The organism is Citrobacter sp. CK180, assembly GCF_030333655.1.
In the GTDB taxonomy this organism is placed as follows: Bacteria; Pseudomonadota; Gammaproteobacteria; order Enterobacterales; family Enterobacteriaceae; genus Citrobacter_B; species Citrobacter_B koseri.
Map to the genome: position 1 here is coordinate 100681 of NZ_JAOWFM010000048.1, position 23157 is coordinate 123837.

Annotated in this window: 27 protein-coding genes; 21 read left to right on the plus strand and 6 right to left on the minus strand. The window is 54.9% G+C overall.

Translation table 11 applies throughout. The annotated features are described in order from the left end of the window. The first annotated feature begins 15 nt into the window (after positions 1 to 15). From OGV50_RS11495 to OGV50_RS11505, 3 genes are read left to right on the plus strand one after another with little or no spacing between them, the layout of a single operon-like run. A complete protein-coding gene (locus OGV50_RS11495) occupies positions 16 to 1023 on the plus strand; it encodes a taurine ABC transporter substrate-binding protein (RefSeq protein ID WP_200030980.1) in 1008 nt (335 codons plus the stop codon). Continuing rightward, positions 1020 to 1790 (plus strand): ABC transporter permease, encoded by a 771-nt coding sequence (locus OGV50_RS11500; RefSeq protein WP_058668982.1) that lies wholly within the window; start codon positions 1020 to 1022, stop codon positions 1788 to 1790. The genes OGV50_RS11495 and OGV50_RS11500 overlap by 4 nt, the downstream gene beginning before the upstream one ends. Next, the gene (locus OGV50_RS11505; RefSeq protein WP_012132930.1) at positions 1790 to 2566 is read left to right on the plus strand and encodes an ABC transporter ATP-binding protein; all 777 of its coding nucleotides are present in this window, start codon (positions 1790 to 1792) and stop codon (positions 2564 to 2566) included. The genes OGV50_RS11500 and OGV50_RS11505 overlap by 1 nt, the downstream gene beginning before the upstream one ends. Positions 2567 to 2599: 33 nt before the next feature. Here the strand turns inward: OGV50_RS11505 and OGV50_RS11510 are convergent, their stop codons facing one another. Then, positions 2600 to 3706: a 4Fe-4S binding protein gene (locus OGV50_RS11510; RefSeq protein WP_112002286.1), complete on the minus strand. Its 1107-nt coding sequence runs from the start codon at positions 3704 to 3706 to the stop codon at positions 2600 to 2602. A 228-nt stretch (positions 3707 to 3934) separates the two neighbouring features. On the opposite strand from OGV50_RS11510, the gene OGV50_RS11515 reads away from it, so the two are divergent. Further along, on the plus strand, positions 3935 to 4240 hold the full coding sequence (locus OGV50_RS11515; RefSeq protein ID WP_012132927.1) for a type II toxin-antitoxin system RelE/ParE family toxin: 306 nt from the start codon (positions 3935 to 3937) through the stop codon (positions 4238 to 4240). An 87-nt stretch (positions 4241 to 4327) separates the two neighbouring features. Continuing rightward, on the plus strand, positions 4328 to 4669 hold the full coding sequence (locus tag OGV50_RS11520) for a HigA family addiction module antitoxin (RefSeq protein WP_012132926.1): 342 nt from the start codon (positions 4328 to 4330) through the stop codon (positions 4667 to 4669). A gap of 139 nt (positions 4670 to 4808) precedes the next feature. Here the strand turns inward: OGV50_RS11520 and cbpM are convergent, their stop codons facing one another. Beyond that, a complete protein-coding gene (cbpM, locus tag OGV50_RS11525; RefSeq protein WP_047457663.1) occupies positions 4809 to 5114 on the minus strand; it encodes a chaperone modulator CbpM in 306 nt (101 codons plus the stop codon). Further along, complete coding sequence (gene cbpA, locus OGV50_RS11530) at positions 5114 to 6034, minus strand: curved DNA-binding protein (protein WP_047457661.1); 921 nt, start codon at positions 6032 to 6034, stop codon at positions 5114 to 5116. Before cbpA ends, cbpM begins: the two co-directional genes overlap by 1 nt. A gap of 229 nt (positions 6035 to 6263) precedes the next feature. Between cbpA and OGV50_RS11535 the strand changes: the two genes are divergently transcribed. The 14 genes from OGV50_RS11535 to agp all read left to right on the plus strand — a co-directional run bounded on the left by OGV50_RS11535 (position 6264) and on the right by agp (position 20415). Then, positions 6264 to 6629 carry a hypothetical protein gene (locus OGV50_RS11535; RefSeq protein WP_047457658.1) on the plus strand — a complete coding sequence of 122 codons (366 nt, stop codon included), beginning with the start codon at positions 6264 to 6266 and terminating at the stop codon, positions 6627 to 6629. A 48-nt stretch (positions 6630 to 6677) separates the two neighbouring features. Beyond that, positions 6678 to 8564, plus strand: coding sequence for a cytochrome c biogenesis protein CcdA (locus OGV50_RS11540; protein ID WP_286488547.1), 1887 nt, complete (start codon positions 6678 to 6680; stop codon positions 8562 to 8564). Further along, the gene (locus OGV50_RS11545) at positions 8561 to 9184 is read left to right on the plus strand and encodes a DsbA family protein (RefSeq protein ID WP_200092439.1); all 624 of its coding nucleotides are present in this window, start codon (positions 8561 to 8563) and stop codon (positions 9182 to 9184) included. The genes OGV50_RS11540 and OGV50_RS11545 overlap by 4 nt, the downstream gene beginning before the upstream one ends. Further along, positions 9174 to 9680 (plus strand): protein disulfide oxidoreductase, encoded by a 507-nt coding sequence (locus tag OGV50_RS11550; protein ID WP_200092443.1) that lies wholly within the window; start codon positions 9174 to 9176, stop codon positions 9678 to 9680. Before OGV50_RS11545 ends, OGV50_RS11550 begins: the two co-directional genes overlap by 11 nt. Before the next feature lie 181 nt (positions 9681 to 9861). Next, the gene (locus OGV50_RS11555) at positions 9862 to 10677 is read left to right on the plus strand and encodes a Na(+)-translocating NADH-quinone reductase subunit C (RefSeq protein WP_200092446.1); all 816 of its coding nucleotides are present in this window, start codon (positions 9862 to 9864) and stop codon (positions 10675 to 10677) included. A gap of 349 nt (positions 10678 to 11026) precedes the next feature. Then, positions 11027 to 12913: an FTR1 family iron permease gene (locus OGV50_RS11560; RefSeq protein ID WP_286488549.1), complete on the plus strand. Its 1887-nt coding sequence runs from the start codon at positions 11027 to 11029 to the stop codon at positions 12911 to 12913. Positions 12914 to 12953: 40 nt separating this feature from the next. Continuing rightward, positions 12954 to 13481: an iron transporter gene (locus tag OGV50_RS11565; protein ID WP_012132914.1), complete on the plus strand. Its 528-nt coding sequence runs from the start codon at positions 12954 to 12956 to the stop codon at positions 13479 to 13481. 103 nt (positions 13482 to 13584) lie between these two features. Further along, positions 13585 to 14964 carry a Fe-S-containing protein gene (locus OGV50_RS11570; protein ID WP_000119836.1) on the plus strand — a complete coding sequence of 460 codons (1380 nt, stop codon included), beginning with the start codon at positions 13585 to 13587 and terminating at the stop codon, positions 14962 to 14964. 2 nt (positions 14965 to 14966) lie between these two features. Continuing rightward, a complete protein-coding gene (locus OGV50_RS11575; RefSeq protein WP_286488550.1) occupies positions 14967 to 16250 on the plus strand; it encodes an ABC transporter permease in 1284 nt (427 codons plus the stop codon). Beyond that, positions 16240 to 17370, plus strand: a complete 1131-nt coding sequence (locus OGV50_RS11580) for an ABC transporter permease (protein WP_000729219.1) — start codon at positions 16240 to 16242, stop codon at positions 17368 to 17370. The genes OGV50_RS11575 and OGV50_RS11580 overlap by 11 nt, the downstream gene beginning before the upstream one ends. Positions 17371 to 17374: 4 nt before the next feature. Continuing rightward, positions 17375 to 18070 carry an ABC transporter ATP-binding protein gene (locus OGV50_RS11585; protein WP_286488551.1) on the plus strand — a complete coding sequence of 232 codons (696 nt, stop codon included), beginning with the start codon at positions 17375 to 17377 and terminating at the stop codon, positions 18068 to 18070. After that, complete coding sequence (locus tag OGV50_RS11590) at positions 18057 to 18542, plus strand: TlpA family protein disulfide reductase (RefSeq protein ID WP_012132911.1); 486 nt, start codon at positions 18057 to 18059, stop codon at positions 18540 to 18542. The genes OGV50_RS11585 and OGV50_RS11590 overlap by 14 nt, the downstream gene beginning before the upstream one ends. 24 nt (positions 18543 to 18566) lie before the next feature. Further along, positions 18567 to 19052: a hypothetical protein gene (locus tag OGV50_RS11595; protein WP_000874189.1), complete on the plus strand. Its 486-nt coding sequence runs from the start codon at positions 18567 to 18569 to the stop codon at positions 19050 to 19052. A gap of 121 nt (positions 19053 to 19173) precedes the next feature. Further along, on the plus strand, positions 19174 to 20415 hold the full coding sequence (gene agp, locus OGV50_RS11600) for a bifunctional glucose-1-phosphatase/inositol phosphatase (RefSeq protein ID WP_286488552.1): 1242 nt from the start codon (positions 19174 to 19176) through the stop codon (positions 20413 to 20415). A 36-nt stretch (positions 20416 to 20451) separates the two neighbouring features. Here the strand turns inward: agp and OGV50_RS11605 are convergent, their stop codons facing one another. Together OGV50_RS11605 and wrbA are read right to left on the minus strand one after the other, a co-directional pair. After that, positions 20452 to 20679: a YccJ family protein gene (locus OGV50_RS11605; RefSeq protein ID WP_047457633.1), complete on the minus strand. Its 228-nt coding sequence runs from the start codon at positions 20677 to 20679 to the stop codon at positions 20452 to 20454. 20 nt (positions 20680 to 20699) lie between these two features. Continuing rightward, positions 20700 to 21296: an NAD(P)H:quinone oxidoreductase gene (gene wrbA, locus OGV50_RS11610; protein WP_047457630.1), complete on the minus strand. Its 597-nt coding sequence runs from the start codon at positions 21294 to 21296 to the stop codon at positions 20700 to 20702. Between the two features lie 385 nt (positions 21297 to 21681). On the opposite strand from wrbA, the gene OGV50_RS11615 reads away from it, so the two are divergent. Together OGV50_RS11615 and rutR are read left to right on the plus strand one after the other, a co-directional pair. Next, positions 21682 to 21855, plus strand: a complete 174-nt coding sequence (locus tag OGV50_RS11615) for a con-10 family general stress protein (RefSeq protein WP_012132907.1) — start codon at positions 21682 to 21684, stop codon at positions 21853 to 21855. 201 nt (positions 21856 to 22056) lie between these two features. Beyond that, positions 22057 to 22695, plus strand: coding sequence for an HTH-type transcriptional regulator RutR (rutR, locus tag OGV50_RS11620; protein ID WP_012132906.1), 639 nt, complete (start codon positions 22057 to 22059; stop codon positions 22693 to 22695). On the opposite strand, the gene OGV50_RS11625 is transcribed toward rutR, so the two are convergent. Further along, positions 22692 to 23087 (minus strand): lysozyme inhibitor LprI family protein, encoded by a 396-nt coding sequence (locus OGV50_RS11625; protein ID WP_071258246.1) that lies wholly within the window; start codon positions 23085 to 23087, stop codon positions 22692 to 22694. The genes rutR and OGV50_RS11625 overlap by 4 nt on opposite strands. Positions 23088 to 23157 lie beyond the last annotated feature (70 nt).

Sequence of the window (23157 nt, forward strand, 5' to 3'; positions counted from 1 at the left end):
TAAAGGATAAATTAAATGAAAAAAAGTTTCTGCGTATTACTTGCAGCGGGTGGCCTGTGGGTCAATACCAGCTTTGCCGAAACACCCGCAGAAGTCCGCGTGGCATACAGCGGCGGTTCTCAGGTGCTGATGCTGGCAAAAGCCGATGGTTCTCTGGATAACGCTTTACACAGCAAGGTCAAATGGGTGCAATTTGCGTCCGGTGCGGACGCGTTAAATTATTTTGCCAGCAACGCGATTGATATTGCCAATTTCGGCTCCAGCCCGGCAACGGCAGGCATTGTCAGAAAACTGCCGGTGGAGATTGTCGGCGTCTCCGGGGTGATTGCCAGCTACGAGCGTTTAATTGGTAAAGACGGCATTACCCGTATTAACGATATTGAAGGTAAACGCGTAGCCTATCCGCCAAACTCGACGGCGCAATATGCGCTTGAAGCCGCCATCAGCGTTAACCATCTCGATCGCAGCAAAATAACCTTATTGCCGCTGCGTCCGGCGGAAATGGTCGCGGCCTGGAAACGCGGCGATATCGACGCGGGCTATGTCTGGGCGCCGTTTGCTCAGGAACTTGAAGCCTCCGGCGGGCATCAGGTATTCGCGACCAAAGATCTGCAAAAGGACGGCTACCTGATTTACAACAACTACGTCGTGCGTAAAGCCTTTGCCGAGCAGTATCCGCAAACCGTCAGCGCGTTCCTGCGCGTTCATCAGGAAAAAGTTGATGAGTTTAAGAAAGACCCGGAACGCGCGGCGGCGATTGTGGCGAAAGAGGTGGGCGCGCCGGTGACGACTGCCGTGAATACGTTGGGTGGGCTGGAATACCCAACCCTGACGCAGCAGGGTACGGCGGACTGGCTTGGCAATGGAACCCAGACGACTGACAGCGGTATTGGTAAAGCGCTGACCAAGACCTCTGACTTCCTGGCGGGGATTGGCGAGATCCGCAAACGCGATATCCCGGCGAACTGGGACAGCGCCATTAACTCCCGCTACATCCGTGACGCGGCGGTAGCAGCGCAATGAGATTGAGTTATCACATCGCCATCAGCGTCGTTTCGGTGGCTATTTTCTTTATCGTCTGGCAAGTGGCGACGATGCGGCAATGGGTGGACCCGCTGCTGCTGCCGTCGCTACAGGATATCGGTCTGACAACCGAAGAGCTGTTGGCTGATGGTTATCGTCAGGTGCCGTTGTGGGAGCATGTCGCAGTCAGCCTGGCCCGGGCCCTAAGCGCTTTTTCTGTGGCAATTCTCATCGGCATCCCCCTGGGGTTGCTGATGGGGTTGTCGGAAGGTCTGGCGGCGGTACTGAATCCGTTCGTGCAGTTTTTGCGCCCGCTACCCAAGATTGCGCTTATTCCGCTGGCGGTCGTCTGGCTGGGGATCGGTGAGGCGTCGAAGTTCTTTCTGATCTTCATCGCCACCTTCCTGAGCGTGGTCGTGGGGGCATCTGCTGCGGTCGATCGTATTGGTCGCTCGCGTATTCGTGTGGCGCAAACGCTCGGCGCGTCGCGCAAACAGATTTTTCTGCGCGTGGTGTTGCCGGATGCGCTGCCGGAACTGTTTACCACCGTCAGGCTGTCGATAGGGATCGGCTGGACATCGCTCATCGCGGCGGAAATGGTGGCGGCCAGTTCGGGTCTCGGCTGGATGGTGATTAACGCCAGCTCGTATCTGCGAACCGATATCGTGATGCTGGGGATTCTGCTGCTCGGCGGTATCGGCTATTTACTGGATTTATTGCTGCTGGGGCTGCAACGCTTTTTTGTGCCCTGGGCGGGGAAAGAGTAATGAGTGCCATCACACTGGAAAACGTATCGCTCTCTTTTGCGGCAAAACCGCAGCCGTTCACGGTGCTGGACGATATCAGCCTGTCTCTGGAGAAAGGAGAATTTGTTGTACTGCTGGGGCCGTCCGGCTGCGGGAAGTCCACGATCCTGAATCTGGTCGCCGGATTCAACAAGCCGGATCGCGGGCGCGTAGCGGCAGGCGGAAAGACAGTGAAGCTGCCAGGGCCAGACCGGGGAATGATCTTCCAGCAGCCAAATTTGTTTCCCTGGCTGTCGGTTCTGGAAAACGTCACCTTTGGCCCACGGCTGGGGAAATACCACAAAGATGAGGTCAACGCCCAGGCGCTGGACTGGCTGACGCGGGTAGGGCTGAAAGGCTTTGAACATCATGCGCCCTGGCAACTCTCCGGCGGGATGAAACAACGCGTAGCGCTGGCCCGCGCCTGGCTGCCGGAGCCGGAGGTGTTGCTACTCGATGAACCGTTCGGCGCGCTGGATGCGCAAACGCGTCTGATGATGCAGGAACTCCTGCGCGATGCCTGGCTTGCCACCGGCACCACGCTGCTGTTTGTGACTCACGACGTAGAAGAGGCGCTGTTCCTGGCCGATCGTATTCTGATTATGTCGGCGAAGCCCGGAAAAATCGTTGAGGAGGTTATCCTGCCTTTTGGCCGCGAACGCGATATCGAAACCCTAGCTGAACACCCGGCTTACAGTGGGATCAAACATCACGTATTGCACCGGGTGCGCCAGGAGGCGAAGCGCCATTTAGGATGAAAACACCGCCAGCGTGGGCGCGTTATTTCTTAACTAATGCCCAATCATCCTCGCCTGGGGAATTAAGCGGAAATAAAGATGCTCCGGCACCGGGCTATCCCAGGCGCCGGCATACATCGCAATCGCGATAGCGGCAAAAAGTATCCCGAGTATCAATATTGTCATGGCGACGCCCGAGAGCGCGGCCTGTCGCCATAACGGTTTTATCGCCTCGCGTTTTCCTTCCGGCGCGCCAGAAGGCGTGCGTAGTGAAAAGTTGAGCGTCGAGGCAACCGGGCAGGACTCCACGCAGGTCATGCAGCCTGTGCATTCAACGGTTCTGACCTGAATCAGCTTGTCTACCGGGATACGGGAGGGACAATTTTGAGCGCACTTTCCACAATCAATACAGCTGTCGGCATTGCGGCGGATTTTAAAGGGAGAAAAAAACGAAAACAGACCAAGCAGAGCGCCGTAAGGGCACAGATAACGACACCAGAAATGACGAATAAATAAGCTGGCGACGGCGAAAAATATGACGCAGATAAGCGTGGTTGTTCCAATATTGCGGAAAAAATCGAGCATTTTAACGTCGATAATAATGCCATAAGCTGACATCAGGAACATCTGAATACCCTGTGCAGGCATGGATAACGCGATATAAAGAAAAAAGCTCAATAACAGATATTTCAGACCGCGCAGGGGAATATCCAGCCAGCGGGGCAGGGTTATCGACGGCCCAAAGAGCGTTTCTCCGAGTTTGCCGATCAGCTCTGACAACGCGCCAACAGGGCACAGCCATGAGCAAAAAGATTTTTTTAGCAGCAGGCTGATGACGATAAATGCAACCAGAAGCAGCATGGAGGCGGCGTGAACAGGAGGGAGCAGACCGGTTTCCCAGGTGTATCGGATGTTCATCAAACCGGCGACAGGAAGCCAGCCTTCAATACCACCGGGTCTGGGGACGTAAACGCTGGCGGCGGCAGTTTCGTAATACCGGACCCAAAAATAGAATGTGATGCCAATATAAATATTGATCAGCAGGAGCAGAAATTGTGTCGCCCTGCGCCAGGTTGATGCATTTCGCCAGTCATTCCACGGCAATTTACCGCCGATGGTGCCTGGTCGACGCTGCCAGCGCGTTCTTTTCATCCCACCCATGATCTTTATTTCCCTATGAACATGTATTCAGAATGCCACTATGCTACGGCGGTTCCCGGGGGCAGGATTTGATTTATATCGGATTAACGGCTTTTGCCACGGAATAATGACGATGGAGCAGTTTTGCGAGCGTCTGCTTTTGGAGTTGAGTTAAAATGGATGCACTTGTGCACAGTGCATATGTGCGTTACAATGTTCCTGTCCTGAGGAAACGGAAGGCAACCTGGAATGCCAAAGAAACTTGTCAGTATTGAAGACTTCCGTGACCAGTGGCTGGATGATTTTTTTATGTACTCTGCACCACATAAGAAAATTCCCCCGGATATACATTCAGCATTGGCCCGTAAGCTCGATATCATAAACGCGGCAGTTAGCTACAAGGATTTGAAGTCACCGCCGGGTAACAGATACGAAGAACTGGAAGGTAAATTGCAGGAATATTCTTCGATAAGAGTTAACAAGCAATATCGTTTGATATTCAAATGGGTGAACGGCAAGGCACAAGACCTCTACCTTGATCCACATGAGTATTAAACAAGCGTGAAACTATCGGCTTAGCCATTTGTACAAGGTTAAGCCGAGTCAGCGGCTTAATTGCCCTCAAAATGGATGGACTAACTCATGAACCAGGCAACCAGAAAACCCACGACAGTTGGTGATATCCTTCTGTATGAATACCTGGAACCGCTTGACCTCAAAATTAATGATCTCGCGGAAATGTTGCAGGTGCATCGTAATACCGCCAGCGCATTGGTTAACAACAATCGTAAACTCACGACTGACATGGCTTTTCGCCTGTCTAAAGTTTTCGATACCTCTGTAGAGTTCTGGATGAACCTGCAAACTGCTGTAGATGTATGGGAAACTGAAAACAATGCCCGCCTTCAGGTAGAGATGAGCAGGGTGATTACGGCGAGCGATTTTCTTGCGGAACGTCAGAAACAAGAAAAGAAAGTCGCGTGACCAGCCGAAAGAATGGAAAAGGCTGCAAGGTTTAACCGTTGAGGCCAGCAGCTTCCCTGTGACGTTAATGTGAGTTTTTTACCGTATCGCGGTGATAAAAATAAGGGGGCTGGCAGTGTGCCAACCCCCGTTTATTATTTTATGGGTGTTTGATAAAGCGGGAAAGACGCTGTATCAGCAAGCGGTTTTCCTGGCGTAGCCGGTCATTTTCTTCCAGCAAGGTCAGCGTCATCGCGATGCCTGGCCAGTCCAGCGCCAGCTCCTGGCGCAAGCGTAAAGCACGCTGCACGACGATCGCCGCATGATCGTCAAATAACCAGGATGCGGTTTCGTTCTCGCAGGGCTCGATCACCCCAAGCCCGACAATTTCGTTAAGCTCTTCCTCCGAAACCCCGGTATGCAGGCAAAATTCGGTAATTGTAAAGGTGACGGTTACGTTAGCCATTATGCTTTCCCCCACTCTTTGCGTGGATCAAAGGAGGACTGCGCGTCCGCCAGTTGCTGCCACAGGGCTGTGGCACTGTCGTCGGGTTTCGGCGGCATCACGATTTTGATCACAGCGTACAGGTCGCCCGTGTGTTTTTTGCTGACCAGGCCTTTGCCTCTGATGCGCAGGCGCTGCCCGGCCTGACTGCCTGGCGGGATGGTCAGCAGAATCTTCTCTTTTAGCGTTGGTACGGCGACCTTCGCGCCCAGCGCGGCCTCCCACGGGGCGAGAGGAACCACAATCTCCAGATCCTGATTGACGATATCAAACAGAGGATGCGGCGCGATATGAATCACTAACCACAGATCGCCATTCGGCCCGCCGTTTTCCCCCGGCGTTCCCTGGCCTTTCAGACGAATGCGCTGGCCGTTGCCAACGCCTGCGGGAATTTTCACATTCAGCGTTTTAGGGATCTCACGCTCCACAAGACCGAACGCGTTATACACCGGCAAGTTATAGCTGATCGTCCGGCTGTGTTCGGCAAGGGTTTCCTCCAGGAACACCGCCACTTCAATCTCAATATCGTGGCCGCGCGTCGCCTGACGCTGGCGGGATTGTCGGCCGTGTTGCCCAAAGATGGACGAGAAAATGTCGTCAAAATCTTCGGCGTTATAACTCTGGCCTTCGCCCTGCTGGAACTGTCGGTTGAACTGCGGATCGTTGCGGTGTTGCCACAATTGGTCGTATTCGGCGCGGCGCTGTTCATCACTCAGCACTTCCCATGCTTCCGCCACCTCTTTAAAGCGGGCTTCGGCATCAGGCTCTTTGCTGACATCAGGATGGTATTTGCGGGCCAGTCGGCGGTAGGCGGTCTTGATAGTCTTGAGATCGTCCGTCGGTTTCACGCCCATAATGGCGTAATAATCCTTTAATTCCATAGCGTTATCTCGCGTAAATCAATACATACGGCAGGGAATCCCCGGAAAAGTCATCGTTGTTAAGTGTAGGGTAAACCCGAAAGATGCGTATGAAAACAGCAAAATCATTATTAAAACTAATGCGTTTCGCCTGTAATAAGCGGGGCGACGCCGACATAACTTTACAGCGCAAAGGTTGCTAAAACCTTGTCAGTGGCTAAGATAACTCGCGTCAATCAGTGAGGATGTCATGGCGAAACGTCAACAACTGGGATGGTGGTTCCTCTGCCTGGCATGTGTTGTGGTGATAGTTTGCACCGCGCAGCGCATGGCGGGTCTGCACGCCTTGCAGATGGCGCCAGCCGCGACGGCGGTCGTCACTCAGGCGGATAGCTCGTCTGCTGATGATGCCTCGCCCGTGACGCCATGCGAACTCAGCGCGAAATCATTGCTTGCCGCGCCGCCCGTGTTGTTTGAAGGGGCGATTCTCGCGCTGTGTCTGTTGTTGTCCCTGCTGGCGCCCGTACGCGCCGTACGCCTGCCATTCTTTCCACCGCGAGCAATCTCGCCTCCCACACTCAGAGTCCATCTACGCTTCTGCGTATTCCGTGAATGACAGTCTGGCCGTTGCTGACTGTTAATTACCTGTTCACGGAGAAAAAATATGATCACTGTTTTCAGGCAGACTTTGTGCTGTCTGTTATTGCTATGGCTGCCCGTCTCGTGGGCGGCAGAAAGCGGCTGGCTGCGCTCGCCGGATAACGACCATGCCAGCGTCCGCCTGCGCGCGGACACGTCCCCGGAAGGCGAAACCCGGCTACTGTTGGATGTAAAACTGGAAAACGGCTGGAAAACCTACTGGCGTTCGCCGGGGGAAGGGGGCGTGGCGCCCGCCATTGCCTGGAAAGAAAATATACCTGCGGTTGACTGGTTCTGGCCGACGCCGTCGCGCTTTGACGTCGCCGGTATGACCACTCAGGGTTATCACCACCGCGTGACCTTCCCGATGGCGGTTCGCGGTCCGTCACCCGCGATGCTCAGCGGCGTGCTGACCTTGTCTACTTGCAGCAATGTCTGCCTGTTGACCGATTACCCCTTTACCCTCAAACCTTCGGCGCATGACCCGGCGTTCGCGCATGACTATGCCCAGGCGATGGGGCAGATCCCGCTCTCCCGGGGGCTGACGCAGACGCTCAGCGTGGGCGCTCGTCCTGGTGCGCTGGTGGTTGAAGCCACGCGTGTCGGAGGCTGGTCATCGCCAGCATTGTTTCTCGACGCCGTTGATAACGCTGATTTTGGCAAGCCGCAACTGCGTGTTGAGGGCGAAAAACTGCTGGTGACGGTTCCTGTCAGCGATGGCTGGGGAGAAGGGGCGCCCGATTTGCGTGGTCAAACGGTCACGCTGGTACTGGCGAATGACGGCGTGGCTCAGGAAAGTACCCTGGCGATCGGCAGTACGACGGCAAAAATGGCCGATAGCGCCGAACTGCCGCTCTGGCAGGTGATGTTGATGGCGCTGGCGGGTGGGTTAATTCTCAACCTGATGCCCTGCGTGCTGCCCGTGCTGGGGATGAAGCTCGGCTCGATTCTGCTCGTCGAAGAGAAAAGTCGTCAGCGGATACGGCGGCAGTTTCTGGCGTCGGTTGCCGGGATTATTGCCTCTTTTATGGCGCTGGCGATGCTAATGACCGTTCTGCGGCTGACCCATCAGGCGCTCGGGTGGGGCATTCAGTTCCAGAGCCCGTGGTTTATCGGGTTTATGGTGCTGGTGATGTTGATCTTCAGCGCCAGCCTGTTCGGGCTGTTTGAATTCCGTCTGCCTTCCGCGATGACGACCCGACTTGCCACCCACGGCGGCAACGGGATGGCCGGTCATTTCTGGCAGGGCGCGTTTGCCACGCTGCTGGCGACGCCGTGCAGCGCGCCGTTTCTCGGGACGGCCGTTGCGGTGGCGTTGACGGCCTCCTTCCCGGTGTTATGGGGGCTGTTTCTGGCGCTCGGGGTGGGGATGAGCCTGCCGTGGCTGTTTGTCGCGCTACGCCCTGGTCTGGCGCTGCTCCTGCCGCGTCCCGGACGCTGGATGAACGGATTGCGGCGCGTACTGGGCGTTATGATGCTCGGTTCGGCAATCTGGCTGGCGACGCTCCTGCTGCCGCATCTGGGATACGCGACAAGCAGCCCGGCGAAAGAGCGCGTCGTCTGGCAGCCGTTGAGCGAACAGGCGATCCAGGACGCGCTTGCGCAGCACAAACGCGTATTCATTGACGTTACCGCTGAGTGGTGCATTACCTGCAAGGTCAATAAGTACAACGTGTTACAGCGAGAAGAGATACAGGATGCGCTGCAACAGCCGGATGTTGTCGCATTGCGCGGCGATTGGACGCTGCCTGCGGATGACATCACCAACTTTTTGAAAAAACGCGGCCAGGTGGCTGTGCCGTTTAACCAGATTTATGGCCCCGGTTTACCGCAGGGTCAGTCATTGCCCACGCTGCTGACGCGCGATGTGGTGCTGCAAACGTTGCGCGATGCGAAAGGAGTTACGCCATGAAATATCTGATGATTATGCTGTTAGCGCTGTTTACCGGTCTGAGCGCGGCGAAAGAACCCGCGCCGTTTACGCCGGAGCAGGAAAGGCAAATTGAAGCGCTGATCCAGGAAGCGCTGTTTAACGATCCTGCCAGCCCACGGATAGGCGCGGAGAAGGCGACGCTGACGCTCGTCAACTTTACGGACTACAACTGTCCGTACTGCAAGCAGCTTGATCCGTTGCTGGAGAAGATCGTGCAAAAGTATCCGCAGGTCGCGGTAGTGATTAAGCCGCTGCCGTTTAAGGGCGAAAGCTCGGTACTGTCGGCGCGTACCGCGTTAACCACCTGGCGTGAGCAGCCGCAGCAGTTTTTAGCGCTACATGAGAAACTGATGCAGAAAAAGGGCTACCACACCGCCGCCAGTATTAAACAGGCGCAGGAAAAGTCCGCCGCCACGCCGGTTACGCTGGATGAGAAAAGCATGGAGACGTTGAGCACCAATCTGCAACTCGCCCGGCTGGTTGGCGTTCAGGGGACGCCGGCAACCATCATTGGCGACGAGATGATCCCCGGCGCGGTATCGTGGGAGACCCTTGAGGCGGTGGTGAAAGAAAAACTGGCGGTGGCCCATGCTCAGTAAACTGCGCCGCTGGCTGCGTGAAGGCGCGATCTTACTGGTTCTGCTGGCTGGCGTGATAATCCTGCTGGATGTCTGGCGTTCTCCGCAGATGCCGGCCATGTTTGACAGCACGCCGCTGCATACGCTGGATGGGGAAACCGTAACGCTGGCGTCGATCAGTGAAGAACGCCCAGTGCTGCTCTACTTCTGGGCGAGCTGGTGCGGTATCTGCCGTTTCACCACGCCGGATGTCGTCCGTTTGCAGTCGGAAGGGGAGAACGTCATGACCATCGCGCTGCGTTCCGGTAATGACGGGGAGGTTTCCCGCTGGTTATCGCGTAAAGGGGTGACGTTCCCCGTCGTGAATGATAGCGGTGGTGAGATATCGCGAAACTGGGAAATCAGCGTCACGCCAACGCTGGTGGTGGTGTCGAAGGGGCAGGTGGTAACCACGACCAGCGGCTGGACCAGCTACTGGGGCATGAAGTTACGTCTGTGGCGGGCAGCCATATTTTGATAGCGTGCCGGGGAAACCCGGCATTTTTAACCCATTGTCAGGATGTGTAAAACGAGCGGAGAGCGTGTTTTCTGTTATTTTTGCTGCTTTTTTACCGACGCCAGTTATTATTTTTTACCGCTGCCTGACGTTGCAAACCTGAATTGATAATGGCATATCTGTTTTAATTGAATGAAAGTCTGTGATACGTTCAGGCGATTTTTTCGATTTCCATTTTGACAGGGATAACAATTCAATGCGCAAGGGTAAAATTATTGTTGCATCAATGATGGTGCTTTGTGTTCTTATTTTTGTTGCGGCGGCGGCATGGTTTATGCTGTTCCAGGGAGAAATGACGGAGCCGACAGGGGAGGAAAAACAGGCGGCGATTTTACACGCTGCGGGCCTGATGAAATCAGAGACCCAGGATAAAAAATCAGTCGAAACGCTCTATCATCGTTATATTATTCAACGCCGTGTTAATTTAGATTCCGGCGAGCTGGTGGCTGACAGCAGCGCGGACACCGCGCGCCAGAAGTGTGAAAAACTTGCCCCTGAACGCGACCCAGCGCAGGTTCGTCAGCGCTGTACGGTGGCGGATGTGTTCTTTGTGAAAGATAAAAATAATGAAATTCAGCAGGTTATCATTCCGGTTACCGGTAAGGGCGCGAAATCCATGATGCATGCGTTTCTTGCTCTGGGGCTGGACGGTCGTACGGTGAGAAATCTGTATTATTATCAGCAACGGGAAACGCCGTTTTTGGGGGCCCGGGTGGAAGACGCCAACTGGCGCAAACAGTGGCCAGGGAAACGATTATTAGATAACAGCGGACATCCTGCATTGAAAATAGTACAGGATAAACCTGAACATGCCGATGAATATACCGTTGACGGTATTTCCGGCGCGACGTTGACATCAACCGGCGTTGAGAAAAGTATTAACTACTGGATGGGGCCGCAGGGATATGGTCAATTCTTACAGCGTCTTGCCAGCGATCGAAATAACCTTAATCTTTGAATATTGCTGTACGCAATAACGCGTTTTATTTCTGTCTGCCGACAATGAATAACATCACTGTCGGCAGGGAAATTTATTCCTCTGTTACCGCGCCTGCCTTGCCGTTAATTCCATGAGAAAAACAGGGAGATAACGTCCCTTTTATCAACGCATAATGTGTGTGTTCATCACGATTTGATGAAATAAGTTTACATAACTTGTCGTCTGCTGACATTTTTATGATCCAGGTCATGTACAACGCGACAAAAAGATATAATGATAATAATTATCATTTGTATTCTTTGGCGGTGTGCACGTGCGTAACTTCCGTAACTCTTTGTTGGTTACTCTCTTTGGCTTGTTTATAAGCATGAGTGTCTGGGCGTCGACGAATTATGCGCCTTTGATTGAAGATATCGAACAACGTCTTGATAAAACAGCGGAACTTTATCAGCAACAGCATACCGACGAGGCGCGCCGCACGGTACAAATGGCCTATTTTGAGGTATTCGAGAACCTGGAAGGGCCGATCCGCATCAACATTTCCGCGCGCAAAAGTTACGAGATGGAGAGCGCATTCGGCGAGATCCGTCGAATGATTGGCGAGAAAAAACCGCTCGCTGACGTTCAGGCGCGCATTGACTGGCTGAAAGCCGCACTGCGCGAAGTGGAACCGGTGCTGGATGGCGGACATCGTCTGGTGGCCGAAGAGCAGCACAACGCGCTGTCCAGAGACGACATTGCCGTTCACTGGCAGGAGAGTTTCAGGACGATCGACGATCTGCTGGCGCAGGCGGTCACTGAATATCAGGCCGGGAACTACAGCGTTGCCAGTCAGCACGTTCAACAGGCGCACTATCAGGGCTTTAAAAACTCTGAGATGGAGATGTCCCTCAGACAAAACCGTTCTGCAAAAGATGCCGCCGCCATTAACCAACAATTCTCATCCCTGATTGCGCTGACCGCGCAACCTGACCATCTCAACGATGTCTCCTATCAGGTCACTACGCTGCTACAGGATATCGAGGATATCTTACCCGGCTTGCCAACCACCCGTGACGATCAGCAGGTTGCCGCAGCGCAAAGCGCAGACAACATTCCGGCGGCGGACGAGGGAAATAACCGCACCGACTGGGCTGAGGTGACGACGGGAATTAACCAGAGCATTCAGGACGCGATAGCGCGCTATCAGGGCGGCGATGCGAAGAATGCGATTCTGGATATCCAGGATACCTACTTCGACCGCTTCGAAGCCAGCGGCATGGAAAACAAAATCGGCTCTCGCGATTCGGCATTTAAAACCACGCTGGAGGCGTATTTTACCCGCCTGGTCAGTCTGATGAAGGCCGGTCAGCCGGTTGAGCGCCTGAATGCGGAGGCCAGCGTGCTGGCGCAGGATCTGCAAAAAGCCGTGACGATGCTGGGCGAAGGCGAAGAAACCCAGTGGAGTCTGCTGCTCTATAGTCTGATGATCATCGTGCGCGAGGGGCTGGAAGCGCTGCTGATTGTGGCGGCAATCGTGGCTTACATGGTGAAAAACAACCATCAGGATAAGCTGCCGCTTATTCGTCAGTCGGTAATTGTGGCGCTGATCGCCAGCGTCATCACCGCCGCTATCTTCCAGATGCTGTTTACTAACTCCGGCGCCAGCCGTGAACTGCTGGAAGGCATAACGATGCTGATTGCCGTCGTGATGCTGTTCTTTATGAGCTACTGGCTGCTGTCCAAAGTGGAAGCGCGCCACTGGAAAGCCTGGCTGGAAGGCAAACTGTCTCATTCCCTGTCACGAGGCTCCCTGGTCGGACTATGGCTGACCAGCTTCCTGGCGGTGTACCGCGAAGGGGCGGAAACGGTGCTGTTCTATTACGCTCTGATTGGCGATGCAAACACGGTATCCGGCCATATGGCGATTGGCGCCGGTTTTGTGATTGGCTGCGTGGTGCTGCTGCTCGCCTGGCTGGTAATGCGTTACTCAGTGGTGCGCCTGCCGCTGAAACCCTTCTTTATGTTTACCGGCAGTTTCATGTATCTGATGGCCTTCGTCTTTGCGGGCAAAGGCGTTCTGGAACTGGTGGAAGGCAAACTGTTCCAGCCTACGTTGATTAACGGCTTCCCTGAAATCAGCTGGCTGGGGATTTATCCCTACGTGGAAACGTTGTTACCGCAGGTCGTATTGCTGCTCGCGGCGCTGGTGGCGCTGTGGGTGATGCGGCGCAAAAGCGCGGTTCCCGGGGAGACGATAAAAAATAACCCATAATCGTTGTATAGCCGTTGTTTTAGACGAGAGGATACGTTTGATGACCATGAAGAAAACCCTGATTGCCAGCGCAGTGATGGCCAGCATTTTCACTGCGCCAGCCGCGTTTGCTTTTAAAGAGTACCCGGCAGGCGAGCCTGTCACCATGAATGAAATGGAGCTGGCGGCCGTTTACCTGCAACCGATTGATATGGAACCGCGCGGCATGGGCTTACCGGCAGCAAAAGCCGATGTTCACCTTGAAGCGGATATCCACGCTGTAGAAGGCAATAAAAACGGCTTTGGCGCAGGGGAATGGATCCCGTACCTGACCATCAGCTACACCCTGGTCAACAACGACACGGGCGAAAAACAGGAAGGCACCTTCATGCCGATGGTTGCCAGCGACGGCCCGCACTATGGCGCGAACATCAAAATGATGGGCGTGGGCAACTATAAAGTGACCTACCACATTGAACCGCCGTCAAAAGCCGGGATGCATCGCCATACTGACAGCGAAACAGGCGTAGGCCGCTGGTGGAAACCGTTTGATGTGAGCTACGAGTTTAAATATGTCGGTCTGAACTAAAACCGACTAACCAACGCGCCAGGAGGATTCCCCCTTCTGGCGCGTTGGTCAGACCGATCATATGCCCGTCGCCTAATTCAACCCGCCGTACAGAGTCGAAGTTATGAGTTACTTTTTCGTCACGACGCTACAGGTCTTTTTCTGCATTGCGCTTCTTTCCGGTGTTCTCTGGAGTCGAAACGATCCTCCCTCTTTACGTCCACTGACCTGGACGCTGCTGACCGGGCTGATTGCCGGCGTGCTGGCGGGACTGTTTATTCACGGCAGCCAACCGGTACAACTGCTGCTGGTTGGGGCGGAGGTCATGGTATCGCTGCTGTTTGTCCTCAGTTTCTGGTGGGCTTCAACGCGTATCCGCTATCTGTGGCAGGGGATTCTGATTTTCGGCGCTGCCCGCCATTGGGCGCTGGACCCTAATCTGGGCGGGTTGACCAGTACGCATGTGCTGAATACTGACCTGCTGTTAAACCTGACGGCCGTCGTTCTCGCTTTTGCGATCCTCTGTCTGGCGGGCGTACTCTGCGCGATGCTGCTGCGGCGTATTCGCGGCCTGTACTGGCCGTTAACGCTGATTCTGCTGGTGATGATCTGGCTGCCGCTGAGCGGCAACCTGCTGTTGTTGCTGATGAAATTACAGGTTGTTCCGCTGGGTAAATCACTGCTGAGCTTCGTGGCGAAAGTCACAAATAACACGGCGCTGTATAACTGGGCGGGAGCCGCGCTGCTGCTGGCCCTGGCGCTGTGCTGGCTTCCGGCGCTGTTGCGGGCTTTTCGACAGACGCGGGAAACCGAAGAACCGATCGCTCACCGTCTGGCGCTGGCGCAGCGTCGCAACGCTTTACGGCTGTGGCTGGTCACAATCGGCTGCGCGGTGGTCGTTATCGCAGGCCAGCTGTGGTGGGATAAAGTGGCCTCGCAGCCGCCGCAACTCTCTGAAGCCGTGCCCGTAACGCTGGGGAGCGATGGCATGGTGCGCCTGCCGGTCGAACAGCTTCGTGACGGTAAACTGCATCGTTTCGTCTGGGTGGCGGACGATGGCAAAGCGGTGCGCTTCTTCGTGATTAACCGCTATCCCGACAAGCTGCGTTTTGGCGTGGTGTTCGACGCCTGCCTGCTGTGCGGCGATCAGGGTTATGTCATGGAGGGCAATCAGGTTATCTGCGTCGCCTGCGGAGTGCATATTTTTATTCCGTCTATCGGCAAGGCCGGTGGCTGTAACCCGGTGCCGATTGAAAACTGGCACAATGATGAAAAAGAGCTGGTGATCCCCGGTAAAGAACTGGCGACAGGGGTGAACTACTTCTCGACGGTCATGACCATTAAAGTGACCGATCCGGTCGATGGTTCAACGTTGACCAATACCTCAGCCGATTACAAATACAGCTATGGCGGCAAGACCTGGTTCTTCTCGTCAGAGGCTAACTATGAACGCTTCCGTGAAACGCCGGAGCAGTTTGTTCCTGCCGACATGAGGGAGGAATAATCATGCTGTGGCGGATGTTACGACAATCCTGGGGGCGCAATTTACGCCGCAAAGTGCTGGCGATAATTACCGTTTTTCTGGCCTCCAGCCTGATTTCGGCGCTGCTGGCGGTGTCCATTGATATCGGCGACAAAATGTCCAGAGAGCTGAAGTCTTATGGCGCGAACATTTTGATTGAACCCGCCGGACAGGCTGCGCTGCCCGCGCTGTTTAGTGAGAGCAGTAATCCGCTTTCCGGTCAGGATTTTCTTGATGAATCCGAACTGCCGAACATCAAAGATATCTTCTGGCGAAACAACATTGTCGGGTTTGCGCCGATGCTCGGCGGCGAAGCCAGAGTGGAGGGAGAACCGGTGCGGATTCTGGGCACTTTCTTCAGTCAGCCAGTGGATATTCCTGATGAAGAAGGATATGAGACGGGGCAGAAAACGGTCAGCCCTTACTGGCAGGTGACCGGCGACTGGCCGCAGGAACCCGCAGGCGCAGAGCCGCAGACCTTAGTCGGGCACGCGCTGGCGCGGCAAATGGGCTGGAAACCCGGTGATAAGCTGACATTACGTACCGAAGGCGAAGCGGTGCAGGTCACCGTCAGCGGTATCCTCTCCAGCGGCGGCGATGAAGATAACCAACTGGTGATGCCGCTAAGTACGGTACAGCACCTGCTGGGGCTCCCCGGAAAAGTGCAGGCGATTCGCGTCTCGGCGCTGACGGTGCCGGAAAACGAACTGTCCCGCCGCGCGCGGGAAAACCTGGACGCGCTCAATGCCGAAGAGTACGACCTCTGGTATTGCACGGCCTATGTGTCGTCGATCGCGCATCAGCTGGAAGAGGCGATTTCCGGCGCGGAAGTGCGCCCGGTATGGCAGGTCGCGGCGTCCGAAGGGGTGGTGATCGATAAAATTCAGCTGCTGATGGCGGTCGTTACCGTCGCGGCGCTAGCGGCTTCCGCAATGGGGATCGCCTCGCTGATGACCAGCACCATTATGGAACGCGCCAAAGAGATCGGTTTGATGAAGGCGCTGGGTGCGCGACAGTGGCAAATTATGCTGCTGTTCTACCTGGAAGCGGCGTCCAGCGGGCTGGCTGGTGGTGCGCTGGGATGTATTGCCGGGTGGGGGCTGGCGAAAGCGATTGGCGTCATGCTCTTCGACGCGCCGCTTAATTTTGCCTGGATCGTGGTGCCGTGCGTACTGGTGATTGCGGTACTGATTGCGTTGATCGGCACCTGGTTCCCGGCCCGGCGGATCGCCCGACTGTATCCTGTGGAGGTGCTGTATGGCCGCTAAACGTACCATGCTCTGGCTGCTGGTGTGGCGGGCGCTGCGTCTGCGTTTTCAGCGGGTCAGCGTGGTGTTTGCCGCGCTGATGGTGGGGGCGACCATCGTGACGGCGCTTTCTGCCGTCTGGTTCGACATTAACACCAAAATGAGCGAAGAACTGCGCACCTTCGGCGCGAATTTTTACATCGGGCCGGGGCACGGTTCCAGTATGCCGCAGCAGGAGTTGCAGAGCATTCTCGATCAGGCGCCGCAGGGGCTGGTGCATGGCGCCAGTCCGTGGTTGTACGGCATGGCGCGTACCGAGCTGGAAAAAGTGGTGATGGTTGGCGTGTGGTTCGAGTCGCTGCAAAAACTGGTGCCGTACTGGCAGGTCACCGGTAGCTGGATTGGCGTCAGCTTTGACGACCGTAATGCAATGATCGGCGTCAAACTGGCGGAGCGCCTTAACGTGCAGCCGGGCGACAGCATCACGCTGGTGGATCACAATCAGCGTAAGAATTTGCAGATTAAAGGCATTGTGGAGTCTGGCGATGCGACGGACAACATGCTGATCGTCAGCCTCGACGTGGCGCAGGCCTGGCTGCATCAGCCGGGCAAAATCAGCCACGGCTTGCTGAGCGTCAGTAACGATGTCGGCCAGGTGGAGAACTACGCCAGCCGGTTGCAGGCGCAGTATCCTGACCTGGAGATTCGTCCGGTGCGTAAGGTCTCTGCTTCCGAAGGGCAGGTGCTGGATAAAATTAAAGGTCTGATGGGACTGGTCTCGATCGTGATTCTGGCGCTCTCTTCGCTGTGCGTGAATACCACGCTGATGGCGATTGTCGGCGAGCGGGCGCGCGAGTTTGCGCTGCAAAAAGCGCTTGGTTCCAGCAACGGCGATATTGTGCGGCAAATTCTGCTGGAAACCAGCATCATCGCGCTGGCGGCGGTGGCGTGCGGCTGGGTACTGGGATATTTGCTGGCGCAACTGTTGGGATTAACGGTGTTTAATGCCGCCATTTCGCTGCGTCTGCCGGTGTTGCCCATTACTCTGGTGTTGTCTTTACTGGTCGCCATTCTGGCGGCGATTGTTCCGGTGCGACGCGCGGTAAGCGTCGAGCCTGCTAAAGTGCTGAAAGGAGAGTAGCGCCATGTCCGTTACGCATATCCCTCAGGTGGCGATCGAAACCCGCCACTTATACAAACGGTTCGGTGACGTTACCGCCCTGGATGACATTAATCTGCGCATTGCGCAGGGTGAATTTGTCGCCATTATGGGCGCTTCTGGTTCTGGTAAAACCACGCTGATGAATATTCTGACGTGCCTTGATACGGCGACGGAAGGGCGGGTGTTTCTTGACGGCACCGATGCCGCCGCGCTGGATGAAGAGGGGCGGCGTCGCTTTCGTGCCGAGAAAATCGGCCTGGTATTTCAGCAGTTCCATCTGATCCCGTTCTTAACTGCGCTGGAAAACATCATGCTCGCCCAGCATTACCACAGCGTGGTGGATGAAGCGGCGGCGAGGAAGGTGCTGGAGCAGGTAGGGCTTGGGCATCGTGTGACGCACCTGCCGAGCCAGCTTTCCGGTGGTGAGCAGCAGCGTGTGTGTATCGCCCGGGCGCTGGTCAACGAACCGCCGGTTATTTTCGCGGATGAACCGACGGGCAACCTGGATGAAGAGAATGAGCAGCGGGTGCTGGATCTGCTCACCGACCTGCATCGTCAGGGGCGCACGATTGTGATGGTGACGCACAACCCTGCGCTTGGGCAGTTTGCCGACCGTATTCTGCGGCTGCAACACGGTAAATATCTGGGGGAGGAGGCCAATCAACATGCGCTGGCATAATGTGCTGTTACTCGCGGCGGCGATCCTGATAAGCGGGTGTAAAGAAGAAAAGCTGGCGGTCGGGGCACCGGCCCCGGCGCTGGCGGCGTTTGATCTGCAAGGCCAGGAGTCAGGCCTTGAACGCTGGCAAGGAAAGGCGGTGTACCTGAATTTTTGGTCTGCGGGATGCGGGGGGTGTCTGGCGGAAATGGACACGCTGGAAGCGCTGAGCAAAAAATGGGGCGATAAAGTGGTGGTTGTGGCGGTCAATACCGACCCTGAAACGGTCAGGATTAACGATCTGCTGGCAAAGCATCAGATAACCTATCCGGTGGTGCGCGATCAGCTCAACATTACCCAGGAACGTTATCAGGTGATCGGCACGCCGACCTCCGTACTGATTGACCCCGAAGGACGCGTTCTGGAGCTACACCAGGGTATGCGTAAGCCGCCTGAGTTAGAGGCCACGTTTGCGCGCCTGGCGGCGCGATGAACGACGCGTACGGAGAGATACCCAATGGCATTTATCTGGAACGACGAAAGCCTTGCGATTCTGCGGGAAAACGCGGGCATCCTCACGACAGAGCAGATAGCGCAACTGCTTCACACTAATATTACCGCCGTGCGGAATATGGCCTATCGGCTGAAACTGAGCCTTCGGGTGACGGCGTATAATCACCGACGCATAGCGCAGGTTCAGGCGCTTTATGCCTCTGAGACGTTGAGTCTCAAAGAGATCGCGGCGAAAACGGGGCTGACGGCCAGTACCGTGCAATATATCGTATACGTGAAATCAAAAAATAAGCCCTACGCCACCACGGAATATGTCTCTTTTGAAACGGAGAACGCCGTTCATTACCGCGTGCAAAAAGAATTTGTCGATACGGAGCGTTCCCTGCTGGACAACATCTCTGATAACACGCGATTTCGTGAACTGTATCTGACGGACGGCACTTTTTATTGCGCCCGCAATATTAAGTATGAGGTTTTTATCTCGGAATAACCGGAACATGCTGACCTGCCGGTTATCTTCTGGAATCTCCCGTTTTGCGAAACCGTTCCCGGAAAAATGTCATATTTCTGTCACACTCTATGAGGATTGATAACAACGAGAGGTTGTAGGGATGAAAAAATCGATACTCGTCGCCGCTGTGGCAGGGGCTGTTTTATTGTCGTCCGCCGCGCAAGCGCAGACAACGCCGGAAGGTTATCAACTGCAACAAGTGTTGATGATGAGCCGACACAACTTGCGCGCGCCGTTGGCCAATAATGGCAGCGTGCTGGAGCAGTCCACGCCGAATCAGTGGCCGGAGTGGGATGTGCCCGGCGGGCAGCTCACCACGAAAGGCGGTGTGCTGGAAATTTATATGGGCCACTACATGCGAGAATGGCTGGCGGAGCTGGGGATGGTCACGTCAGGCGAATGCCCGACGCCGGACACGGTATATACCTATGCCAACAGTCTGCAACGCACCGTTGCGACGGCACAATTCTTTATCACCGGCGCTTTCCCTGGGTGCGACATTCCGGTACATCATCAGGAAAAAATGGGCACGATGGACCCAACGTTTAATCCGGTGATCACCGATGACTCTGCGGCGTTTAGCCAGAAAGCGGTGCAGGCGATGGAAAAAGAGCGCAGCCAGATGCAGCTTGACGACAGCTATCAGCTGCTGGCGCAGATGACGGACTACAAAGATTCACCGTCCTGCAAAGAAAAACAGCAGTGTTCGCTGACCGAAGCCAAAGACGCCTTTAGCGCGAAGTATCAGGAGGAGCCTGGCGTTTCGGGGCCGCTGAAAGTCGGCAACTCGCTGGTGGATGCGTTTACGCTGCAATACTACGAAGGTTTCCCGATGGATCAGGTCGCCTGGGGCGAGATTAAATCCGATCAGCAGTGGAAAGTCCTGTCAAAGCTGAAGAACGGGTATCAGGACAGCCTGTTTACCTCGGGTGAAGTGGCGCGCAACGTCGCCAAACCGTTGGTCAAATATATTGATAAAGCGCTGGTGACTGACCGTAGCAGCGCGCCGAAAATTACCGTTCTGGTGGGGCATGACTCGAATATTGCTTCGCTGCTGACGGCGCTGGATTTCAAACCCTACCAGCTGCACGATCAGTACGAACGCACCCCGATTGGCGGCAAGATTGTGTTCCAGCGCTGGCATGACAGCAAAGGCAATCGCGACCTGATGAAAATCGAGTATGTGTATCAGAGCTCGCAGCAGTTGCGTAACGCGGACGTCCTGACGCTGAAATCACCGGCGCAGCGCGTCACGCTGGAACTGGCAGGATGCCCGATAGACGCAAACGGCTTCTGTCCTCTTGATAAGTTCGATAACGTGTTGAACAGCGCGGCAAAATAGCAGAGGTTCTCCCCCGCGCAGGCGGGGGAGAAAAGGTCAGACATTTTTACGTTCGATGGTTTGTTCGCCCCAAAATAGCGAATCTTTATCCGTCTTCTCAAAGGCTTTAAGCAACACTTCGTCGCTGCCTTCCTCCCAAATTTTTTCAGCCAGTTTCTCGTCATACTTCGCGACTTCAAAAATGGCTTCGGCTATTTCTGGTGATGTATTACGCAGACTTGCCCATTCGCCGACGTGATGAGCCTTCGCTTCTTGAGTTGGCATTCGAATCCTCCTGTTGAAGATTAGCCGTTGAGTTTTACTGCCAGACCTGCAACATATTCACCCTGATAGCGAGCGATAGAAAGTTCTTCCTGGCTTGGCTGGCGTGAACCATCGCCCCCGGCAATTGTGGTGGCGCCGTATGGCGTACCGCCGCGAACCTGCGAGACGTCAAACAGTTCCTGCGCGGCGTAACCGATAGGGACAATCACCATGCCGTGGTGAGCCAGCGTGGTCCAGGTTGAGGTAATGGTTTGTTCCTGACCGCCGCCGGTGCCTGTCGAGCTGAATACGCTGGCGAGTTTTCCATACAACGCGCCGGATGCCCACAAACCGCCCGTCTGGTCCAGGAAGGTGCGCATCTGGCCTGACATATTGCCAAAGCGCGTCGGCGTACCAAAAATGATGGCGTCGTAATCAGGCAGTTCCTGCGGGGTTGCGACTGGTGCGTTTTGTGTTTTACCTCCGGCCTTTGCGAAGATTTCAGGCTGCATCGTTTCCGGTACGCGTTTGATAATGACTTCTGCGCCGTCCACTTTGTTTGCCCCTTCCGCCACCGCATGCGCCATGGTTTCGATGTGTCCGTACATGGAATAATAAAGCACCAGAATTTTTGCCATTTTGCACTACTCCTCGAGTTAACCGTGTCCGTAGCGATTCGCTACCTCTATTTAAAGATATGACGTCCTGGAGAGAGTGCAAATATCACAACCATTTCTTTGATTTATAACAAGATTTATCAGCGTAGTTTTTGTTGCAAAATGATACATTTTTCGCCGTTCGGATTTCTTTAACCATAAGAGAGGCTTATTGATTTCCTGGGGGGATTATTCCTGTCCCCCTGACGAACCTGTTGCAGAATATTACGATTTACTGGTCAGCCGGGGTAACTTCGCTAAGCTTAGTTCCGCGTGGCAATAATTGTGGCGTCTGCCATATGCCGCGTGAGGAGATCTTCCTCAACACCGATGCAATATGATGTCTAATCTATGACGGAGGTCAGTAATGGCAAACCATCGGGGCGGTTCCGGTAATTTTGCGGAAGACCGCGAAAGAGCATCAGAAGCAGGTCGTAAAGGTGGCCAGCACAGCGGGGGCAACTTTAAGAATGACCCGCAGCGTGCATCAGAAGCAGGCAAAAAAGGGGGCAAAAGCAGTCACGGTAACCGTAACAGCTAGCCTGTAAGTTAACGCCATAATGTTTAGCGCATGCCGCTGGTAAACGTTATGATGCCACCGCCGCCGGTTCCTCCGGCGGTTTTTTTGTCCGTAAGATTGAAGTGTCGCCGCAGGCGACGCAAACTAAGCGTCCTGACGTTCAAAAAGAAAAAAGCGCCGTTGCCACGGTATCCTGGCGGCAATAAAACAAGGAGAGGGCGCATGGTTCAACGCGCAGAGAAAAAAACAGGTAAACGTTCACAGGCCGTCAGCGCCAAGCGCCAGGCGATTTTAACCGCTGCATTAAACACGTTTTCCCAGTACGGTATTCATGGTTCACGTCTGGAGCAGGTGGCTGAGCAGGCGGGAGTGTCCAAAACCAATTTGCTCTATTATTACCCGTCGAAAGAGGCGCTTTATGTCGCCGTACTGCGGCAAATCCTTGATATCTGGCTGGCGCCGTTAAAGGCCTTTCGTGAAGATTTCGCGCCGCTGGTGGCGATCAAAGAGTACATCCGTCTTAAACTGGAGGTCTCCCGTGATTATCCGCAGGCTTCCCGGCTTTTTTGCATGGAGATGCTGGCGGGCGCGCCGTTGCTGATGGAAGAACTGACCGGGGATTTGAAGGCGCTGATTGACGAAAAATCGGCATTGATTGCCGGATGGGTAAACAGTGGAAAACTGGCGCCCGTCGATCCGCATCACCTGATCTTTATGATTTGGGCTTCAACGCAGCATTACGCCGATTTTGCGCCTCAGGTCGAAGCGGTAACGGGCGCAACGCTGCGTGATGAAGCCTTTTTCAATCAAACGGTCGAAAGCGTACAGCGGATGATTATTGAAGGCATTCGCGTACGTTAACCGGCAGGCGGCAACGGACAGCTCAAATCGCCTTCCTCACATTGCAGCAGCGAAGCTAAAAACGCTTCGCGTTCGTCCGTTTTGTCCGTCATGCACTGGCTGGCGATCATCGGCTGTATACTGCCGCCTTCCGTGCCGGAACTGACCAGCGCGCAGTCGGCGTCCCGCAGGGCAATCCAGGCGATTTGCGCTTTTTTCAGCAAGTCACGCTGCGGCGGTTCGGCGCGTTTTAGCGCATTCTGGTACGTTTCATTGAGTTTTTTATCGGCAGTTTGAAATTGCGCGGCGGCGCAGGTGTTCATCTCCATTTGCGTGCTGGCGTTGGCGCAGTCATCGGCCAGTGCCGGAGCGCTGAGTAGCAGCGCAGCGCATGTGAATATAATTCGCTTCATACTTCCCTCTGGCTCTAAAACATTGCCGGATGGCGGCTTTGCCTGATCCGGCCTACAAATGTGTTTTGTA

Bases quoted from the DNA above. Each gene is read 5' to 3' on its own strand.
- OGV50_RS11495 (WP_200030980.1), top strand. From the start codon at position 16: ATGAAAAAAAGTTTCTGCGTATTACTTGCAGCGGGTGGCCTGTGGGTC.
- OGV50_RS11500 (WP_058668982.1), top strand. From the start codon at position 1,020: ATGAGATTGAGTTATCACATCGCCATCAGCGTCGTTTCGGTGGCTATT.
- OGV50_RS11505 (WP_012132930.1), top strand. From the start codon at position 1,790: ATGAGTGCCATCACACTGGAAAACGTATCGCTCTCTTTTGCGGCAAAA.
- OGV50_RS11510 (WP_112002286.1), bottom strand. From the start codon at position 3,706: ATGGGTGGGATGAAAAGAACGCGCTGGCAGCGTCGACCAGGCACCATC.
- OGV50_RS11515 (WP_012132927.1), top strand. From the start codon at position 3,935: ATGCCAAAGAAACTTGTCAGTATTGAAGACTTCCGTGACCAGTGGCTG.
- OGV50_RS11520 (WP_012132926.1), top strand. From the start codon at position 4,328: ATGAACCAGGCAACCAGAAAACCCACGACAGTTGGTGATATCCTTCTG.
- cbpM (WP_047457663.1), bottom strand. From the start codon at position 5,114: ATGGCTAACGTAACCGTCACCTTTACAATTACCGAATTTTGCCTGCAT.
- cbpA (WP_047457661.1), bottom strand. From the start codon at position 6,034: ATGGAATTAAAGGATTATTACGCCATTATGGGCGTGAAACCGACGGAC.
- OGV50_RS11535 (WP_047457658.1), top strand. From the start codon at position 6,264: ATGGCGAAACGTCAACAACTGGGATGGTGGTTCCTCTGCCTGGCATGT.
- OGV50_RS11540 (WP_286488547.1), top strand. From the start codon at position 6,678: ATGATCACTGTTTTCAGGCAGACTTTGTGCTGTCTGTTATTGCTATGG.
- OGV50_RS11545 (WP_200092439.1), top strand. From the start codon at position 8,561: ATGAAATATCTGATGATTATGCTGTTAGCGCTGTTTACCGGTCTGAGC.
- OGV50_RS11550 (WP_200092443.1), top strand. From the start codon at position 9,174: ATGCTCAGTAAACTGCGCCGCTGGCTGCGTGAAGGCGCGATCTTACTG.
- OGV50_RS11560 (WP_286488549.1), top strand. From the start codon at position 11,027: ATGAGTGTCTGGGCGTCGACGAATTATGCGCCTTTGATTGAAGATATC.
- OGV50_RS11565 (WP_012132914.1), top strand. From the start codon at position 12,954: ATGACCATGAAGAAAACCCTGATTGCCAGCGCAGTGATGGCCAGCATT.
- OGV50_RS11570 (WP_000119836.1), top strand. From the start codon at position 13,585: ATGAGTTACTTTTTCGTCACGACGCTACAGGTCTTTTTCTGCATTGCG.
- OGV50_RS11575 (WP_286488550.1), top strand. From the start codon at position 14,967: ATGCTGTGGCGGATGTTACGACAATCCTGGGGGCGCAATTTACGCCGC.
- OGV50_RS11580 (WP_000729219.1), top strand. From the start codon at position 16,240: ATGGCCGCTAAACGTACCATGCTCTGGCTGCTGGTGTGGCGGGCGCTG.
- OGV50_RS11585 (WP_286488551.1), top strand. From the start codon at position 17,375: ATGTCCGTTACGCATATCCCTCAGGTGGCGATCGAAACCCGCCACTTA.
- OGV50_RS11590 (WP_012132911.1), top strand. From the start codon at position 18,057: ATGCGCTGGCATAATGTGCTGTTACTCGCGGCGGCGATCCTGATAAGC.
- OGV50_RS11595 (WP_000874189.1), top strand. From the start codon at position 18,567: ATGGCATTTATCTGGAACGACGAAAGCCTTGCGATTCTGCGGGAAAAC.
- agp (WP_286488552.1), top strand. From the start codon at position 19,174: ATGAAAAAATCGATACTCGTCGCCGCTGTGGCAGGGGCTGTTTTATTG.
- OGV50_RS11605 (WP_047457633.1), bottom strand. From the start codon at position 20,679: ATGCCAACTCAAGAAGCGAAGGCTCATCACGTCGGCGAATGGGCAAGT.
- wrbA (WP_047457630.1), bottom strand. From the start codon at position 21,296: ATGGCAAAAATTCTGGTGCTTTATTATTCCATGTACGGACACATCGAA.
- OGV50_RS11615 (WP_012132907.1), top strand. From the start codon at position 21,682: ATGGCAAACCATCGGGGCGGTTCCGGTAATTTTGCGGAAGACCGCGAA.
- rutR (WP_012132906.1), top strand. From the start codon at position 22,057: ATGGTTCAACGCGCAGAGAAAAAAACAGGTAAACGTTCACAGGCCGTC.
- OGV50_RS11625 (WP_071258246.1), bottom strand. From the start codon at position 23,087: ATGAAGCGAATTATATTCACATGCGCTGCGCTGCTACTCAGCGCTCCG.